Source organism: Paenibacillus pabuli (genome assembly GCF_039831995.1).
GTDB lineage: Bacteria > Bacillota > Bacilli > Paenibacillales > Paenibacillaceae > Paenibacillus > Paenibacillus pabuli_C.
Map to the genome: position 1 here is coordinate 929,940 of NZ_JBDOIO010000005.1, position 17,650 is coordinate 947,589.

Sequence of the window (17,650 nt, forward strand, 5' to 3'; positions counted from 1 at the left end):
TGGTCATATTAGCGCGTATAGCGGTACTTGAATTCGGGAAGGGCTGTTCTCACCGGTCCTGCCCGATTTTGCGCCGCCTCGAATATATTGGAGGTTAACATTCATGTCGAACATGCGACCGGTTCAGATCCGGCTGCACAGCCGTTATGAAGGCGAAGATGTGCTGCAGGAAATGAAGGGTGAAGCCGTGTTGAAGGGTTCTGTGCTCTACGTTCGTTACGAAGAGCCGCAGGCTGGACCTGAGGGCGGTATTACCCGAACAACATTGAAGCTTGGTGGACAATCCCTCAAGATTATACGCCATGGTGAGGTGGAATCGGAGCAGACGTTTGAATTGAATCGCAAGCTCCCAGGTTTTTACCGATCACCTTACATGTCATTTACCCTGTCCACGCATACACATAATCTGGACCTTTCCATACAGGGATTGAGCGCACGCGCAGCGTGGAGCTATGACTTTTACCGCTTTGATGAAGAAGCCGGACATTTTGAGATCAGTTTGCACATACAGGAGGAACCAATTTCATGACACGTAATCCACTAGATACGATTAACGAACGGGTAAGTACAGCGATCGGCAATGCTGTTGTTGCTGCCGGCCTCGTTTCACAAGAGGAACTGCCAGTTATAACACTTGAAGTGCCGCGTGACAAGTCGCACGGGGATTTGGCGACCAACGCAGCCATGCAGCTGACCAAGATTGCCAAGCGCAATCCACGTCAGATTGCAGAAGAGATCATTGCGAATCTGAACCTTGCAGAAGCCGGTATCGAGAAAGCAGAGATTGCCGGACCAGGTTTCATCAACTTCAAATTGGACAAGAGTTACCTTTACCCGGTGCTTGAACTTGTTCATGAACAAGGTGAGAACTACGGACGGATTAATGTTGGCGAAGGCCGTAAGGTCGAGATGGAGTTTGTCAGTGCGAACCCAACAGGCAGCTTGCATCTGGGACATGCCCGGGGAGCGGCTGTGGGTGATGCGCTCTGCAACATCCTCGATTATGCCGGATATGATGTAACACGTGAATACTACATTAATGATGCAGGTAACCAGGTGTTTAACCTGGCACGTTCCATTGAAGCACGTTATTTGCAGGAGCTGGGCCAGGATGCCGAAATGCCGGAAGATGGTTACCACGGCGAAGATATCAAAGGATTTGCCAAAGAGCTGGTTGCCGAAAAGGGAGACAGCTTGCTGTCGATGCATCCAGGTGATCGCGCTGCTTATTTCCGTGACTACGGTCTGGAGAAAGAGCTCGATAAAATCAAGCGCGACCTGAATCGCTTCCGCGTTAAATTCGACATCTGGTTCAGCGAGACTTCTCTGTACGACAATGGGGAAGTACTTCGTGTCCTTGACGAATTGCGTGATCGGGACGAAATTTATGAAAAAGACGGAGCGACTTGGCTCAAAACCATGCAATATGGTGACGACAAAGAACGTGTATTGATCAAAAACGATGGTACGTACACGTACCTGACGCCGGATATTGCATATCACCGTGACAAGTATTCCCGTGGATATGACACGATGATCAACATTTGGGGAGCCGACCACCATGGATATATTCCACGGATGAAAGCAGCCATGCAAGCACTGGGTAACGATCCATCCAAGCTTGTGGTATTGATTGCACAGATGGTGAGCCTGTTCCAGAACGGCGAAAAGGTGAAGATGTCGAAGCGTACCGGTAAAGCGGTAACGATGGAGGATCTGATGGATGAAGTAGGTATTGATGCGATCCGTTACTTCTTCACCATGCGCAGCATGGATTCCCATCTGGACTTTGATATGGATCTCGCGATTTCAACGTCCAATGAAAACCCGGTATTCTACGTACAATATGCACATGCCCGCGTATGCAGCGTATACCGTCAGGCTGAAGAGCAGGGTATCGAGCTGCTGCCACTGGCACAGATTGATCTGTCCAAGCTGACTACGGAACATGAATTCGATCTTCTTCGCAAAATGGGCGAGCTGCCTGAAGAGATTGCCGCAGCGGCTACCGGATATGCGCCTCACCGCATGATCCGTTATGTTTATGAGCTGGCTTCATTGTTCCACAGCTACTATCGTGCTGAACGCGTCATTACTGAAGACGCGGCACAAACTCAAGCACGCCTGGCGCTGATCGGTGCCGTTCGCACCGTCATCGCGACAGTGCTCCGTCTGGTAGGCGTATCCGCACCGGACAAAATGTAAACCATGAGGCCAAGTACCGCATCAGCGGGTTGGCCAATGCAAAAAGTCTCCATGCATCACGCCTGCAATGCAGCGTGGACATGGAGACTTTTTGCTGTGCCCGATGCTCCAGCCGCCAAGGTCTTGGCGGACCAGCCGGGCACCGGGCCAGCCAGCCTGCCATAGGCTGCTGCTGGAGAGACCCCAGGGGCAGCGGCAATACGCAGCTGCCCCATTACCCGCCGCCCTCCTGCATCAGCCGGAGTGCGTCAATCTCCCCACCGCGCACTTTGCTTTTCGCAGTGGTGGACTTGCGTGCGCGCAGCGGAACGGTTGCGCGCTTGACCAGCGTCTTGATCTCGCTGGGCGAGAGACCCGGATGCTTCGCGAGCAGCAGCGCAATCGCGCCGCTCACATGGGATGTTGCCATGGATGTGCCACTCATCTCATGGTGCTTGCCCTGCACCCAGGAAGAGATGATTTTGTCGCCTGGGGCATAGACATCCACGTAGGCGCCGCGGTTGCTGAAGGAGGCGATCCGCCGGTTTTTGTCGGTAGCGCCCACCGAAATGGTCTGCGGATAACGTGCGGGGTAATCGATGCTGCGGCGTTTGCCGTCATTTCCTGACGAGGCGACAATGACGATGCCGGCTTGATGTGCGCGGTTAACCACATCAAGGAGTGCCTTGCTGCGGGTTTTCATCCCGAAACTCATATTGATAATATCGACCCGGTTACGCACACACCAGTCGATGCCTAGTACAATATCAGAGACGTAGGCGGAACCGTTGTGGTCAAACGCCTTGACCGGGTAGATCAGGGAACGCGGAGCTACACCAATCATGCCTTCCGTGCTGTTGGCTGCGGCAATCGTTCCGGCAATGTGGGTACCGTGGCCGTTATCGTCATGGGGAAGCAGACTGCGGTTTAACAGATTGATTCCCCTTGCCAGGGAGTACCTGAGATCGGGATGGTGATAATCGGCACCGGTGTCGATCACCCCAATTTTGATTCGGTGTCCGGTGGAGACGGACCATACTTTGGGTGCGCGAATCTGCTTCACTCCCCATGGAACCCCTTGCGCTGTGGCCGGTTTATTGTGAAGTGCCGTTGCATGAAGAGAGATTTGCGTATCTTCTTCCACAATGATTTCATCACTGTAGTGCTTCAAAACCTCCGGACAATGGACCGGCGCGATAATGGTGCGAGCCAGCCGTGAGGAGCGTACCATGCCCAGGTGGGTATGCTCATTCCGCATCCGCGAGAGCTCAAGCAGACAGGCTTCATACTGTCCTGGTTTGGTGAACCGGATCAGATACCGCCCTGCCTGTTCCGGTTCAGGACGTTGCATTTCTTCAACTAATTGATGCAAAAAACCAGTATAGTCCATTATGGGCTGCCCCCTTCGGGATGAACATGCTGAGGTATTCTATGAATGCGTTCATCCCGCCGCATGGGGAACTTGCCCTTTTTTTACAAAAAGACGTTCTCTCCGTGTCAAAACGGGCGCAGGGACATATGATGGATGGAGGGCTAGAGGGCTCTTGCGGGGACCCTGGCGAGGAGCGATCCTTCAGGGGTATACAGTCAGAAGGCGGAGGGGACTCCGTCTTTTTCATTTTTCGCTAACTTTTACAGAATCGACATATTTGCGAATGAGAAGCACAGCACCTTGAATTTATATCAAACGTCTACATAAAAACTTGCTTTTTACCGCTAAATAGGTTTTACTTAGGTTTGTTAATGGATATGTTATACGTAACGGTCCAGCTCGTAGGGATATAAAGTGAATTATGTGTGAGAGGAAGTGTCTGTCAGTGAGTACCTCGCTCAATTTGAAAATTGATAAAGAAAAGGTAAGAGAGATTCCTTTGGTTGACCTTGCCTTTATGGTGCTGAAAGCGGCCAATACGCCGTACTACTACCGTGATTTGATGAATGAGGTAGCAAAACAGCGCGGAATGACTGATGAAGAAATCAACGAGTTTATCGCCCAGCTATATACCGAGATCAATATCGATGGCCGTTTTGCCTGTGTCGGTACGAGTCTTTGGGGATTGAAACGCTGGTATCCGGTTGGTGGAACAGAAGATTCCATGACTGGTGCGAAGCGTCCGCGTATCATCAATGATGAAGACGATGATCTGGAAGATGAGGACTTTGGCGAAGAGGAAGACAGCTACAACAGTGACGAAGACTTCGGCAACACCGATGATGATCAAGATGATGATGACGATGATGACGATGACGATGACGACATCTTTGATGAAGATGACAGCGATGAAGAAGTTCTGGTTGAAGATGACGATTTGGATGAAGAAGACCTCGATGAAGACGATGAAGATGAGTCTGAAGACGAGGATGATTTTGACGACGATTCCGATAAGTAACCGTCATTTTTGACGTCGATAATTTACCCGTTTTCCCCAGATAGTCAGCCTTGACAGCGAACGGGGTAACGGGTAAACTATTGCATGGGCTTATGAATGAGCGAGAATATATTTATGTTATTTATAAAAAGTGCCCCGTCCTGCGGGAGTACTTTTTTTTGTATTTTTAGAGGCAGAATTTTGCAAAATGATTGATTTCCGCACGCTCCCGGCCAAACATCCGTGGCCCATTTTTTGTATATAAAAAAACGTCGACAAGAGATGGATGGATGCCATTTTTGGGGACGGGCATGGATGTTTGGCTTTCGGAAAATTTGCACCATTCTTAGCTGTAGAGCAAGGTTACACATGGTCTTCGCACAAAAGAGCAGTACGCAGATGCAGGGAATTTCTGCCATTGCTCTTTTTAACGATGATTACCTGGGAAACAGGTTACGATAACACCATATATCGCCTGAATTTCTGCATTTATATTAGGAGGGTAATAACAGTGACAAAGTATATTTTCGTGACGGGCGGAGTTGTGTCCTCCCTGGGTAAAGGGATCACCGCTGCCTCGTTGGGCAGACTGCTGAAAAACAGAGGTCTCAAGGTAACCATTCAAAAATTTGATCCATACATCAACATCGACCCGGGAACGATGAGTCCTTATCAGCACGGTGAGGTTTTTGTAACGGATGATGGCGCGGAAACGGATTTGGACCTTGGTCACTATGAACGTTTTATCGATATCAACCTCTCCAAAAACAGTAACGTCACGACGGGTAAAGTGTATTCCTCCGTTATCAGCAAAGAGCGTCGCGGAGAGTACCTTGGCGGCACGGTCCAAGTTATCCCGCACATTACGAACGAGATCAAGGAGCGCGTATTCCGCGCTGGACGTGAAGCAGGTTCGGATGTTGTTATTACGGAGATCGGCGGAACAGTAGGCGATATCGAGAGCTTGCCTTTCCTGGAAGCAATTCGTCAGATCAAGAGTGATGTTGGCCGTGACAACGTGATGTATATCCATGTAACGCTGATCCCTTACATCAAGGCAGCTGGTGAAGTGAAAACAAAACCAACCCAGCACAGCGTAAAAGAATTGCGCAGCATCGGTATTCAGCCAAACGTGATTGTATGTCGTACAGAATATGAGCTGTCCAAAGACATGAAAGCCAAAATCGCTCTTTTCTGCGACATTGATGAGAATGCCGTAGTTGAATGTCGCGATGCGAGCACATTGTATGAAGTGCCTTTGAACCTGCGTGAAGAAGGTTTGGATGAGATCGTGGTAAACCACCTGAAGCTGACCACTCCTGCACCGGATATGAGTGAGTGGGAAGGGCTGGTTGACCGCATAAGCAAACTGGAGCGTACGGTTGAGATTGCCATTGTAGGTAAATATGTAGCACTGCACGATGCTTATTTGAGTGTTGTTGAATCCTTGTCTCATGCAGGATTTGCATCTAATGCAGAGGTGAAGATCCGCTGGATCCATTCTGAAGATATCACGGACGAGAATGTAGGCGACCTGCTGCATGGTGTTGGTGGTATCCTTGTTCCTGGTGGTTTCGGAGATCGTGGTATCGAAGGTAAAGTATCGGCGATCCGTTATGCCCGTGAGAAGAACATTCCATTCTTCGGTATTTGCCTGGGTATGCAAGTTTCCGTGATCGAATATGCACGTTCCATTGTGGGTCTGAATGGCGCGAACAGCTCCGAGATTAACCCGGCTACCGAATTCCCGGTAATCGATCTGCTGCCAGAACAAAAGGATATCGAAAATTTGGGCGGTACGATGCGTCTGGGTCTATACCCTTGTAAGCTGCAAGAAGGTTCTTTGGCTATGGCTTGTTATGATGACGAGTTGGTATATGAGAGACACCGTCACCGGTATGAGTTCAACAATGAGTACCGTGAAGCGATTGAAAAAGCCGGTCTGGTCATCTCTGGTACATCTCCGGATGGTCGTCTGGTTGAGATCGTGGAACTTCCGGGACACCCATGGTTCCTGGCTGTACAATTCCACCCGGAATTTACATCCCGTCCAAACCGTCCGCAGCCATTGTTCCGTGAATTCGTAAAAGCTTCATTGGAGAATGCAGAAAAATAATATCGAATTAACCCTATAATGAAGAGGGGTGTTTGCCGAGTGGCCTGTGATTGCAGGCTGGTGCGGTGAGCATCCCTTTTTTGGTTTCGGCAATAGTTCCCGCGCAAGCATGGACGGATAAAATGTTTGCTGTAATTTATGCGTCGGGCAGGATTTTAATGGGAAGGGTAGAATACTTATCATGACGACTATGGGATAGTTATCCAGATTCGGAGACATACATGCTTTCCTAAAATCCAGGAGGTTACAGAGTGGAAAATAAAAAAGTGTTAATCGTTGATGACCAGAATGGGATTCGAATCCTCTTAATGGAAGTATTCAGCAGTGAAGGATATAACACATTCCAGGCGCCTAATGGCAAGATCGCTCTGGAGATTGTGAATACAGATAAGCCTGATCTAGTGTTACTCGATATGAAGATTCCTGGCATGGATGGCCTTGAAATTTTGAAGCATATTAAGGAAATTGATCCGGATATCAAAGTCATCATGATGACGGCATATGGCGAACTGGACATGATCAAGGAAGCTACTGATCTTGGTGCGCTTATGCATTTCACGAAACCGTTCGATATTGATGAAATGCGCGTGGCGGTCAACATGCAGCTTCGCAATGATACGGCGAATAGGTGCAGCTGAATCCTGTGAATGCAGGATTTTTTTGTCTGTATTCTATTAGTATGTACTTCTTGGGGGCAATGGGTATTTCGGCCAATTTACGAGGGAATATTGAGAATGGGAGCGGCTTCATGCGGTGTCTATGAAAACTGTGCTGCAAAGCACAGCATTTTTGCAAATGCTTGTTTAGTATTTGACATGGGATGTGGTATAATAAGCCCGTATGTGATTTCGGCTAAAAACCATAGACACAACCCAAACCCCTAGGAGGATTGAAACCATGCCATTAGTATCTATGACAGACATGTTGAACAAAGCGCTCGAAGGAAAATATGCAGTTGGTCAATACAACATCAATAACCTTGAGTGGACTCAAGCTATTCTGGGTGCTGCTGAAGAAGAGAAATCCCCAGTAATCCTGGGTGTATCCGAAGGTGCAGCACGTCACATGGGCGGCTTCTACACTGTAGTAAAAATGGTAGAAGGACTCATTCATGACATGAAAATTACTGTTCCAGTTGCAATTCACCTGGACCACGGTTCCAGCTTCGACAAGTGTAAAGAAGCGATCGATGCCGGATTCACATCCGTTATGATCGACGGTTCCCACCACCCAATCGACGAGAACATTGAAATGACGAAAAAAGTCGTTGAATATGCACACGCTAAAGGCGTTTCCGTTGAAGCCGAAGTAGGTACAGTTGGCGGACAAGAAGACGACGTAATCGGCGGCATCATGTACGCTGACCTGGAAGAATGTGTTCGCATCGTTAAAGAAACAGGTATCGACACATTGGCACCAGCTCTTGGTTCCGTACACGGTCCTTACCACGGCGAGCCTAACCTGGGCTTCAAAGAAATGGAAGAAGTTCGTGACGCGGTACAAGTTCCACTCGTATTGCACGGTGGTACAGGTATTCCTAAACACGACATCGACAAAGCCATCTCCCTGGGTACTTCCAAAATCAACGTAAACACAGAGAACCAAATTGCTTTCTCCAAAGTGGTTCGCGAAGTGCTTGCAGCTAAACCAGATGCTTACGATCCACGTACGTTCATCGTACCAGGCCGTGATGCAATCAAAGAAACCGTTAAAGGTAAAATCCGCGAGTTTGGTTCCAACAACAAAGCGTAATTTATCTTTACCAGTTCCATACTGTGAAATGGAAAGAACACCGCCTAGCCGGTGTCTTTCCATTTTCACACCTTATTTCACGTAGGAAGCCATCAGCACGTCATGCCGTTCATCGGCTGCAAAACACGTAGGGGGACATTAAGCTTTATGGAAAAATTGATGATTAGTGGCGGACGTCCGTTACAGGGGACTGTAACTATAAGCGGCGCCAAGAACAGCGCCATTGCGCTTATTCCTGCAGCATTGCTTGCCGAATCAGAGGTCGTGCTGGACAATCTGCCGCTTTTGAGTGATGTGGCGGTTTATGCGGAAATTTTGGAGGAACTCGGAGCTCGTGTATTCTGGGAAGGTAGTCAGATGAAGATTGATCCTTCCGATATCAAATCCATCCCCATGCCGAATGGTCCTGTGAAGAAGCTCCGTGCTTCGTATTATATGATGGGAGCATTGCTTGGACGATTCAAAGAAGCAACGATTGGTTTGCCTGGAGGCTGTAACTTCGAGCCCCGTCCGATTGATCAACACATCAAAGGTTTTGAAGCGCTTGGCGCAACGGTAACAAACGAACATGGCTCCATTCATCTGCATGCCAAAGAGCTGCGCGGAGCAAAGATTTATCTGGATGTAAGCAGTGTAGGAGCAACCATTAACATTATGCTGGCGGCAACTCGTGCCAAAGGCTCTACAATTATTGAAAACGCGGCTAAAGAGCCTGAGATTATAGATGTAGCAACACTTTTGAATTCAATGGGTGCCAGCATCAAGGGTGCAGGTACTGAAACCATTCGTATTGAAGGCGTGTCGGAGCTCAAAGGCTGCCGTCATTCCATCATTCCGGACCGCATACAGGCGGGTACGTATATGATTGCTGCAGCGGCAACGCGCGGTAATGTTTTGATAGACAATGTCATTCCCAAGCATTTGGAGGCGTTGACTGCCAAATTGCTGGAGATGGGCGTGGGCATTGAAGAGTTGGATGAGAGTATCCGTGTCATTGGACAATCTTCCTATAGTCATGTGGATGTTAAGGCGCTGGTGTACCCGGGATTCCCAACCGATTTGCAGTCTCCGATGACAAGTGTATTAACTCAAGCAACAGGTGTAAGTGTCCTGAGCGATTTTGTATACAGCAATCGGTTTAAACATGTGCCAGAACTGGTGCGTATGGGCGCTAAAATTCGAGTGGAAGGTCGTTCGGCCATCATTGAAGGCGGCGCGCTGAATGCAGCCAAGGTAAAAGCATCAGATCTTCGTGCCGGAGCAGCGCTTGTGATCGCCGGTCTTACCGTTAATGAGGGTGTGACTGAAGTGACAGGCGTCGAGTTTATCGACCGTGGCTATGACCACCTCGTCACCAACCTGCGACTTCTTGGTGCAGATGTATGGCGTGAAACGGAATAACGGAGTTTGTCATATTGCAAGATTGATGACTAGCCGTTATTATTTTGACAGAACTGCATAACCTTACAACAATTGGGTAAACCTATTCTAATAGAGTTCTCAGCCTCTCCGGGATAAGACGAAATGGTTTTTGTTTCCTTAACCGGAGGGTCTTTTTTTGGATCGAATATCATATGGCTGTATGAACTGACATCATTCCTTTCCTCAAACCCCGATTTGTCTGTGCTCCATGACTGGGACCCGGATCGAAAGCCTCGTGAATTATATGTTCACTTACACGTGTGTAGCACTGTATCATGGTCATCCCACCCGGAACTTACACTCAACGACAAGTATTTGCATTATAACGGTTACATTCCGTACAATGGACAGAAGAGAATGCAGTAGATTTGTGCTGTTCTCCATAGCCGATCATCAAGCGAAACTATCCATTTCACGGACTTATTAATTGAATAGGTGGTTATTATATGGATCTACAAATTTCCGATTTGGAAGAAATGAAACTAACGGACCTCTACAAACTGGCCAAAAAATATCAGATTCCCTACTATGGTACACTGAAGAAGAAAGAATTGATCTTTGCCATACTACGAGCTCAGGCTGAACAGAGCGGCTTGATGTTTATGCAGGGTGTGCTCGAGATCCTTCCAGAGGGTTACGGTTTTCTTCGCCCGATCAACTACCTGCCTAGCACCGAAGACATCTATATATCGGCCTCGCAGATTCGTAAGTTCGATCTTAGAACAGGTGACCTCGTATCTGGTAAATGTAGAACGCCGAAGGAAAACGAGAGATATTTCGGTTTGCTGCAAGTCAATGCGGTAAACGGTGAGAATCCTTCAGCGGCTGCGGAAAGACTTCACTTCCCGGCATTAACCCCATTGTATCCGCAGAAAAAGCTGGTTCTCGAAACATCCCCCAACCATTTGTCTACACGCATTATGGATGTGCTGGCTCCTGTAGGTTTGGGACAGCGCGGATTGATCGTAGCACCTCCCAAAGCAGGTAAGACGCTTCTCCTCAAAGAAATTGCCAACAGTATTTCAACCAACAATCCAGAAATCGAACTGTTTGTCCTGTTGATTGATGAACGTCCGGAGGAAGTAACGGATATGTCTCGTTCGGTAAAAGGGGAAGTTGTGGCTTCCACGTTCGATGAGCTGCCTGAGAATCATATCAAGGTTGCGGAACTGGTGCTGGAACGTGCTCTACGTCTGGTTGAGGCGAAAAAAGATGTAGTCATTTTGCTGGACAGCATTACGCGTCTTGCTCGTGCATACAACCTGGTTATCCCACCATCCGGACGGACACTTAGTGGGGGTATTGACCCTGCAGCATTCCACCGTCCAAAACGTTTCTTTGGATCTGCGCGGAATGTGGAGGAGGGCGGAAGCCTGACGATCCTGGCGACAGCGTTAATTGATACAGGATCACGTATGGATGATATTATCTATGAAGAGTTTAAAGGTACAGGTAATATGGAGCTTCATTTGGACCGCAAACTGGCAGAACGCCGTATTTTCCCGGCCATCGATATTCGTCGTTCCGGTACACGCCGAGAAGAAGTGCTGCTGAGTAAGGAAGAGCTGGATACCATCTGGACCATTCGTAAAAATATGAATGACTCCCATGACTTTGTGGAAAGCTTCCTGAAAAAACTGCGCAACAGCAAAACGAATGCGGAATTTTTGGCTGCGTTTGATGCAGCGGGCAACAATACAAGCAATTCGGGGACCACAACGACTCGGCGTTCCCCGAGACAGACGGCAACCTCGGCAACAACAACTTAAAAAAGTTATACTTTTACGCATTTGAATTTGGCAGTTCTGCTGCTGGATTTACCATAAACTCGTCGTTCGGTTTAACCCATTAGATGTGAGGAGAACATCATGTATTTAGTATACGCAGATGAACAAGGCAATGTATTTGATCATCCATCCCTATATGGGCTTGCCCGTAGTGGAGATATGATCGTTGAAATTATGGAGGATGAACTTATTCCTCTTCCAGAAGGTGCAACTCTGGTTGGATTACCAAGCACTCGTCCCATTGGGATGGATCCGGACACCGGCGAGATGATGCCTCTTCCGAGTGATACACAAGCGGTAGGAGCTTTGCTTCCGCAAGGGTTTACTCGGCTGTGTCTGCCGGGTTATGTGAAAACGGACAAAGAGTATAAACTCCCGCTATTCGGGTATTCGGCAGTTGTATGGAAGGATGACGCCTTCTACGTTACGGCCCGGATGTCTGATCACCCGGATCAGTGGAATCCGCTGAACTGTGATCGCGATGACGTGCGTGCCGGAGTTACGCGGATGACCGAAAAGTATCCTGAAAATCGCTTGTATACCCATCTGTCCAACTGTGCACTTGGTTATGAGTGTCTGACATCTTCCAACACATTCCTGAATCGTTGGGAAGGTGGAGTACCAGTATCGTATTCATGTAACGCAGGGTGCTTCGGGTGTATTTCGGAACAGCCGGATGACAGTGGTTTTGTTTCCCCGCAGACTCGAATGAATTTCCGCCCGCGTGTGGACGAAATTGTTGAGGTTATGCTGGAACATCTGAAGACACCGGAGTCCATTATCAGCTTTGGTCAGGGATGTGAAGGTGAACCGTCAACTCAGGCCAAATTGATTATCGAAGCCATTCGTGAGGTTCGTTCCATTACCGATATGGGATATATCAACATTAACACCAACGCTGGTTTGAATGATCACATTCGAGGTATCGTGGATGCAGGCCTGGACTTGATGCGTGTGAGTACGATCAGTGCGCTGGATGACCACTATAATGCGTACTACAAACCACGCGGTTATACACTTGCAAACGTGGAGAAATCGATGAAGTATGCAGCTCAACAAGGTGTGTACACATCAATTAACTATTTGATTTTCCCTGGTGTCACGGATCGTGAAGAGGAGATCGAAGCAATGATCGAGTTCGCCCGGAGAACAGATCTGCGCTTGATTCAAATGCGCAATCTGAACATCGATCCTGAGAGTTATCTGGAATTAATTCCTCCAGCTCAAGGTGATATTCTCGGGATGAAGCAAATGATTGAGATCTTTGAAGAAGAGCTCCCTGATGTCGTTATTGGTTCATATACGCATGTTCCCCCAGCTGGAATGGCACGTCCTAAACGACTCATCACCTCCTAACAATATTCGATTGCAACCGGCATTAGGCCGTGTTATAATCTCTGAAGTTGTGCCATTTACTCTGGGTCCGCTTGAGGCTCAGGGCGGAAAGAGGTGAAAGGTTATGAAAGAAGCAATTCATCCTAAATACACGATTGGTCAAGTAAGCTGCGCTTGCGGTAATACTTTTGAGACTGGTTCGGTTAAAGACGGACTTCGTGTAGAGATTTGCTCCGCTTGCCACCCGTTCTTCACCGGTAAACAGAAGTTTATCGATGCTGGCGGCCGTGTCGATCGTTTCAAGAAAAAATACGGAATCTAATTCAGCAATTCCCTGTGAATTGTCTGCTAATTGCATCCAAACCACCCCTGCCTGTTGGCAGGGGTTTTTATATAGGGATAAAGGTTCCAGTTTGCAACTGGTTGCAATTTGGATAAGCTTACGTTATACTATTTCTTACCGTGCTAGATGGGGAGGTAGCGGTGCCCTGTAACTCGCAATCCGCTACAGCGAGGTTGAATTCCTGCTAGAGGTTTTGTCGATGTGAGGTTTGGTCCCTGAACGTGGTGTTGACGGTTGGGTCCTCCGCAATGAGTACTCATGAACCTGGTCAGGTCCGGAAGGAAGCAGCCATAAGTGAGATCACTCTTGTGCCGGAGGGTTGCCTAGCCTGAGCTGTTGTTCAGGGGTGCCACTTGGATCGCAATTATCGATAGCAGGTGCACGGCTTACCATTTGAAATGTAGAGACCTTTGCAGTTGTATGTATGCAGAGGTCTTTTTGATATGTACAAAAAAACTACGCATCATGGGTCAGATAAAGTTTGGAATCACCCTGGAATATAGTATAATGGGGGAACGACAAAGGACTCGAATGCGAAGTGGAAGGAAGGTAACGCATCATGGAGCATATCGCGTTATACCGGGCTTGGCGTCCCCAGTCGTTTCAAGATATGGTGGGACAACAGCATATTATTCAGACCTTGCAGAACGCGATTCGTGAACAGCGGACTTCCCATGCCTACTTGTTTAACGGGCCCAGAGGAACGGGGAAGACCAGTGCCGCCAAGATTTTGGCTAAAGCTGTAAACTGCGAGCGCGGACCTGCGCCTGAGCCTTGTAACGAATGTGAAGCTTGCCGCAGGATCACGGCCGGATCTGTAATGGACGTGCAGGAGATTGATGCTGCATCCAACCGGGGTGTTGAAGAGATCCGCGATCTTCGCGAAAAGGTTAAATATGCCCCGACGGAAGTTCGGCAGAAAGTCTATATTATTGATGAAGTACACATGTTAACGACAGAAGCGTTTAACGCTTTGCTCAAAACATTGGAGGAACCCCCTCCGCATGTAATGTTTATTTTGGCAACAACCGAACCACACCGTCTTCCGGCCACCATTATCTCCAGGTGTCAGCGATTCGATTTTCGCCGGGTTTCCCTGGAGGAGCAGACGGCCCGCCTGACGCTGATCTGCGAACAGGAGGGTATGGAGGCTGATCAGGATGCACTCCAATACATCGCTCGCCTGTCGGACGGGGGGATGCGGGATGCACTCAGTGTGCTGGATCAGATTTCTTCTTTTACAGATGGAAGAGTAACCTACCAACAGGTTATGGATATGACCGGAGGAATCCCTTCAGAGCAATTTGCCAAGCTTGCCGCTTCACTGCTTAAGGGTGATGTTGGACATATTTTGCAGATGATCGAAGGGTTTATGCATGAAGGTAAGAGTGCAGATAAATGCATGGAGAACTTGCTGTATTACTTCCGCGATCTGCTCATGATCAAGATGGTGCCGGATGCTGATAAACTGACAGACCGGGTACTTAACCCTGAGTCTTTCCGTGACATGGCAGAATCCTTCACGAAGGAACAGTTGTTCCAGATGATTGATACACTTAACCGTTACCAGAGTGAGATGAAATATGCAGTACAGCCGCAAACGTTATTCGAAGTGGCTCTGCTCAAACTGTGCAGCATCCCTGCTCAGGGAGAGATATCGAGTCAAGCTGCGGTGTCAGTGGGTTCGGCGGCGTCCTCACAAGCTGACAGCGGGGAGATTAACCGCTTGAAGCAACAGCTTGTTGAGCTGGAGAAGAAGCTGGATCGAGCACTGAAGAGTGGTCTCTCCGGAGGGGAGGCTGCACCAAGTCCTTCGCGCCCGGCAACCCGTGCTCCCGTATCCAGGGGGAATTCTCCGGCGAAGCTACCTGCACAGCTTGATCAATACGTGGCACGTAAGGGGTCTCAGGAGTTCGTGGAGATCAGCAGAAAGTGGAGCCAGATCTTGCAGCGTGTAAAAGAAGAGAAGGTTACGGTCCATGCCTGGTTTATGGATGGTGAGCCTGTATCTATGCTGGAAGACAGCGTATTGGTGGCTTTCAAAAATAACATTCACCGTGAAACGACAGAGAAGCAGGCTAATCGTGACGTGATTGAGCGCGTGCTGTCTGAACAGCTCGGGCATCCAGCGCGTCTGGTGACGATGATGCTCAAGGATTGGACGGGAGCGATTGAAGGAGCTACTGATACGCCAAAGGAGGACTTTAAGCTTGAACCTGAGCATGAAGACGGCGGGTCAGGCGGCAAGCAACCTTGGATTGATGAAGCCATCCAGCTCTTCGGTGAAGATCTTGTAGTGATCAAGGAATAGATATATCGAGCGCAACGCGCATCATTAACTATAATAAAGGAGATGAACAATCATGAACAACATGAACCAAATGATGAAGCAAGTGAAGAAAATGCAGGAGCAAATGCTGAAGGCACAAGAGGAACTGGCGGACAAAACGGTTCAAGGCACTTCTGGTGGCGGTGTAGTTACAGCTGAGGTTAACGGACACAAGAAATTGCTGTCCATCACCATTAAACCTGAAGCAGTAGATCCGGAAGATGTAGAAATGCTGCAGGATCTCGTTATGACGGCTGTCAATGATGCAATGAGCAAAGCTGATGAAATTGCTAACCAGGATATGGGCAAATTCACAGGTGGTATGAAAATTCCGGGATTGTTTTAATTAAAATTGATCCTGGCAAAGGAGACGCAATCGATTGTATTATCCCGAACCGATAGCAAAGCTCATTGATGCTTTTACCCGATTGCCGGGTGTTGGCCCCAAGACGGCTGCGCGACTAGCTTTTCATGTGCTTAACATGAAGGAAGATGACGTTATTGATTTTGCCAAAGCGCTTGTTAGTGTGAAGCGTAACCTTCATTATTGCTCGGTATGCTGTAATATCACAGATACTGATCCATGCCGTATCTGTCAGGATAAGTCTCGGGATAGTTCTGTCATTTGTGTGGTTCAGGACTCCAAGGACCTTGTTGCCATGGAACGTACCAAAGAGTTTGACGGGTACTATCATGTGCTACAGGGCGCGATATCTCCAATGGAGGGTATCGGCCCGGATGATATTCGTTTGAAGGAGCTTCTGACCCGACTGAGCGATGAACGGGTACAGGAATTGATCCTGGCAACGAATCCGAATATCGAGGGCGAGGCCACGGCGATGTATATATCCCGTTTGGTTCGTCCATTCGAGATTACAGTGACCCGGATAGCCCATGGGCTGCCTGTAGGCGGAGATCTGGAGTATGCAGATGAAGTGACACTATCGAAGGCGCTGGAAGGCCGCAGAGAGTTCCGATAAACCTTTTGTGTGATTTAGGGGATCGTGGCTTTGTATATATGAAGTAATTGAAGAATTGAATGGATCCATCCGGAGAGCCGAGAGGCTCTCTTTTTTTTTTTTTTGTTTGCTGAACGAAGTGCCGCGGAGAAATTTATGTCCCGTAGTTCTAAGTTTGTCCTTCCCTTGATAAGTATGAGAATATGCTGTGCTGAATCAAAGGAGGGAGAGCTCATGTTTTTCTGGAAAAATGCTGGACGCTCGGTGGAGAAACATACCCAAATGCAGAGGGAGATAGAAGAGGAACAGATCTACTTGGAGATTGAAAAGGCTAAAGCGGAGTGGGAGCGTGCAGTAAGGCAGTTTGAAGAAGCGCAGGGGGAAGACGAAATTGATTATGCCATATATGTTTTGGAAGCGGCAGAGCGTAAGTACCAGATTCATCTGAAGCGGGCGAAACGGGCAGGGATGAAGAGGTCGGCTGTAATGAATCGGGGCATGAGTGTGTGATGAAAGAATATGCCGAGGAGGTGCTTAATATGAAAAGTTTGATTTTAGGAAGTGTGCTTGTGGCTTCATTACTGGCTCTGGTGTTAATTTTGTTCAGGAAGCGGATTGGATTGGCGTGGATTACATCATTTGGGATACATCTGGCTTTGGCTGCGATAGGGATTTATGTTATCAATTATTCGGGTTGGATTACAGGTGCCTACATACCGCTGAATCCTGCTACAATCGGTACAGTAAGTATTTTGGGCTTGCCAGGGGTTGGGCTTTTGCTAGGTTTGAAAATTTCTTTGTTTGGGTAGTTGACTCTGCACAGAGATCTATGGTACATTATATCTCGTTGCTTTGCTTGCTTGGTCGAGAAAATTTGAAGATAAAACAAAGCTTGTAAAGAACTTTGAAAATAAACTTCAAAAAAGTGCTTGACGAAAACAAACGAAGTATGGTATATTATAAAAGTCGCCGCTGAGAGAAAATAGTGACGATAATCAACGAAGTTTGATCTTTGAAAACTGAACAACGAGTGAGTAATCATCCTGTTTACAGG

Annotated in this window: 17 protein-coding genes and 1 other RNA gene; 16 read left to right on the top strand and 2 right to left on the bottom strand. The window is 48.0% G+C overall.

Annotation, left to right across the window (positions count from 1 at the left end; all coding sequences use genetic code 11):
* The first annotated feature begins 103 nt into the window (after window positions 1-103).
* Together ABGV42_RS30915 and argS are read left to right on the top strand one after the other, a co-directional pair.
* Window positions 104-529, top strand: coding sequence for a DUF1934 domain-containing protein (locus tag ABGV42_RS30915; protein ID WP_347385109.1), 426 nt, complete (start codon window positions 104-106; stop codon window positions 527-529).
* Window positions 526-2,205 carry an arginine--tRNA ligase gene (gene argS / locus ABGV42_RS30920; protein ID WP_347385110.1) on the top strand — a complete coding sequence of 560 codons (1,680 nt, stop codon included), beginning with the start codon at window positions 526-528 and terminating at the stop codon, window positions 2,203-2,205. Before ABGV42_RS30915 ends, argS begins: the two co-directional genes overlap by 4 nt.
* Before the next feature lie 56 nt (window positions 2,206-2,261).
* Here the strand turns inward: argS and ABGV42_RS30925 are convergent, their stop codons facing one another.
* Together ABGV42_RS30925 and ABGV42_RS30930 are read right to left on the bottom strand one after the other, a co-directional pair.
* The gene (locus ABGV42_RS30925) at window positions 2,262-2,420 is read right to left on the bottom strand and encodes a hypothetical protein (protein ID WP_347385111.1); all 159 of its coding nucleotides are present in this window, start codon (window positions 2,418-2,420) and stop codon (window positions 2,262-2,264) included.
* Window positions 2,420-3,574 (bottom strand): S8 family peptidase, encoded by a 1,155-nt coding sequence (locus ABGV42_RS30930; protein ID WP_347385112.1) that lies wholly within the window; start codon window positions 3,572-3,574, stop codon window positions 2,420-2,422. Before ABGV42_RS30930 ends, ABGV42_RS30925 begins: the two co-directional genes overlap by 1 nt.
* A 427-nt stretch (window positions 3,575-4,001) precedes the next feature.
* Here ABGV42_RS30930 and rpoE point away from each other — a divergent pair, with 427 nt between their 5' ends.
* The 14 genes from rpoE (at window position 4,002) to ABGV42_RS31000 (ending at window position 17,405) form a co-directional block, all read left to right on the top strand.
* On the top strand, window positions 4,002-4,574 hold the full coding sequence (rpoE, locus tag ABGV42_RS30935; protein ID WP_347385113.1) for a DNA-directed RNA polymerase subunit delta: 573 nt from the start codon (window positions 4,002-4,004) through the stop codon (window positions 4,572-4,574).
* A gap of 490 nt (window positions 4,575-5,064) precedes the next feature.
* Window positions 5,065-6,669 (top strand): CTP synthase, encoded by a 1,605-nt coding sequence (locus tag ABGV42_RS30940; protein ID WP_347385114.1) that lies wholly within the window; start codon window positions 5,065-5,067, stop codon window positions 6,667-6,669.
* Between the two features lie 251 nt (window positions 6,670-6,920).
* Window positions 6,921-7,307 (top strand): response regulator, encoded by a 387-nt coding sequence (locus ABGV42_RS30945; protein WP_095293480.1) that lies wholly within the window; start codon window positions 6,921-6,923, stop codon window positions 7,305-7,307.
* 259 nt (window positions 7,308-7,566) lie between these two features.
* Window positions 7,567-8,421, top strand: a complete 855-nt coding sequence (gene fba, locus ABGV42_RS30950; RefSeq protein WP_175394162.1) for a class II fructose-1,6-bisphosphate aldolase — start codon at window positions 7,567-7,569, stop codon at window positions 8,419-8,421.
* 147 nt (window positions 8,422-8,568) lie between these two features.
* Window positions 8,569-9,822, top strand: coding sequence for a UDP-N-acetylglucosamine 1-carboxyvinyltransferase (locus ABGV42_RS30955; RefSeq protein ID WP_347385115.1), 1,254 nt, complete (start codon window positions 8,569-8,571; stop codon window positions 9,820-9,822).
* A 467-nt stretch (window positions 9,823-10,289) separates the two neighbouring features.
* Entirely contained in the window at window positions 10,290-11,612 is a 1,323-nt protein-coding gene (rho, locus tag ABGV42_RS30960) for a transcription termination factor Rho (RefSeq protein WP_095293483.1), read from the top strand.
* Window positions 11,613-11,711: 99 nt separating this feature from the next.
* Window positions 11,712-12,986, top strand: coding sequence for a radical SAM protein (locus ABGV42_RS30965; RefSeq protein WP_347385116.1), 1,275 nt, complete (start codon window positions 11,712-11,714; stop codon window positions 12,984-12,986).
* Window positions 12,987-13,089: 103 nt separating this feature from the next.
* Window positions 13,090-13,287, top strand: a complete 198-nt coding sequence (rpmE, locus tag ABGV42_RS30970) for a 50S ribosomal protein L31 (RefSeq protein WP_056698168.1) — start codon at window positions 13,090-13,092, stop codon at window positions 13,285-13,287.
* Window positions 13,288-13,425: 138 nt separating this feature from the next.
* Window positions 13,426-13,693, top strand: an RNA gene (gene ffs / locus ABGV42_RS30975) — signal recognition particle sRNA large type.
* Between the two features lie 174 nt (window positions 13,694-13,867).
* Window positions 13,868-15,619, top strand: coding sequence for a DNA polymerase III subunit gamma/tau (dnaX, locus tag ABGV42_RS30980; protein ID WP_347385117.1), 1,752 nt, complete (start codon window positions 13,868-13,870; stop codon window positions 15,617-15,619).
* A 52-nt stretch (window positions 15,620-15,671) separates the two neighbouring features.
* The gene (locus ABGV42_RS30985) at window positions 15,672-15,983 is read left to right on the top strand and encodes a YbaB/EbfC family nucleoid-associated protein (RefSeq protein WP_095293487.1); all 312 of its coding nucleotides are present in this window, start codon (window positions 15,672-15,674) and stop codon (window positions 15,981-15,983) included.
* Between the two features lie 34 nt (window positions 15,984-16,017).
* Window positions 16,018-16,617, top strand: coding sequence for a recombination mediator RecR (recR, locus tag ABGV42_RS30990; RefSeq protein WP_347385118.1), 600 nt, complete (start codon window positions 16,018-16,020; stop codon window positions 16,615-16,617).
* Window positions 16,618-16,878: 261 nt separating this feature from the next.
* A complete protein-coding gene (locus ABGV42_RS30995) occupies window positions 16,879-17,106 on the top strand; it encodes a DUF2508 family protein (RefSeq protein WP_431523717.1) in 228 nt (75 codons plus the stop codon).
* A gap of 29 nt (window positions 17,107-17,135) precedes the next feature.
* A complete protein-coding gene (locus ABGV42_RS31000; protein ID WP_347385120.1) occupies window positions 17,136-17,405 on the top strand; it encodes a pro-sigmaK processing inhibitor BofA family protein in 270 nt (89 codons plus the stop codon).
* Window positions 17,406-17,650 lie beyond the last annotated feature (245 nt).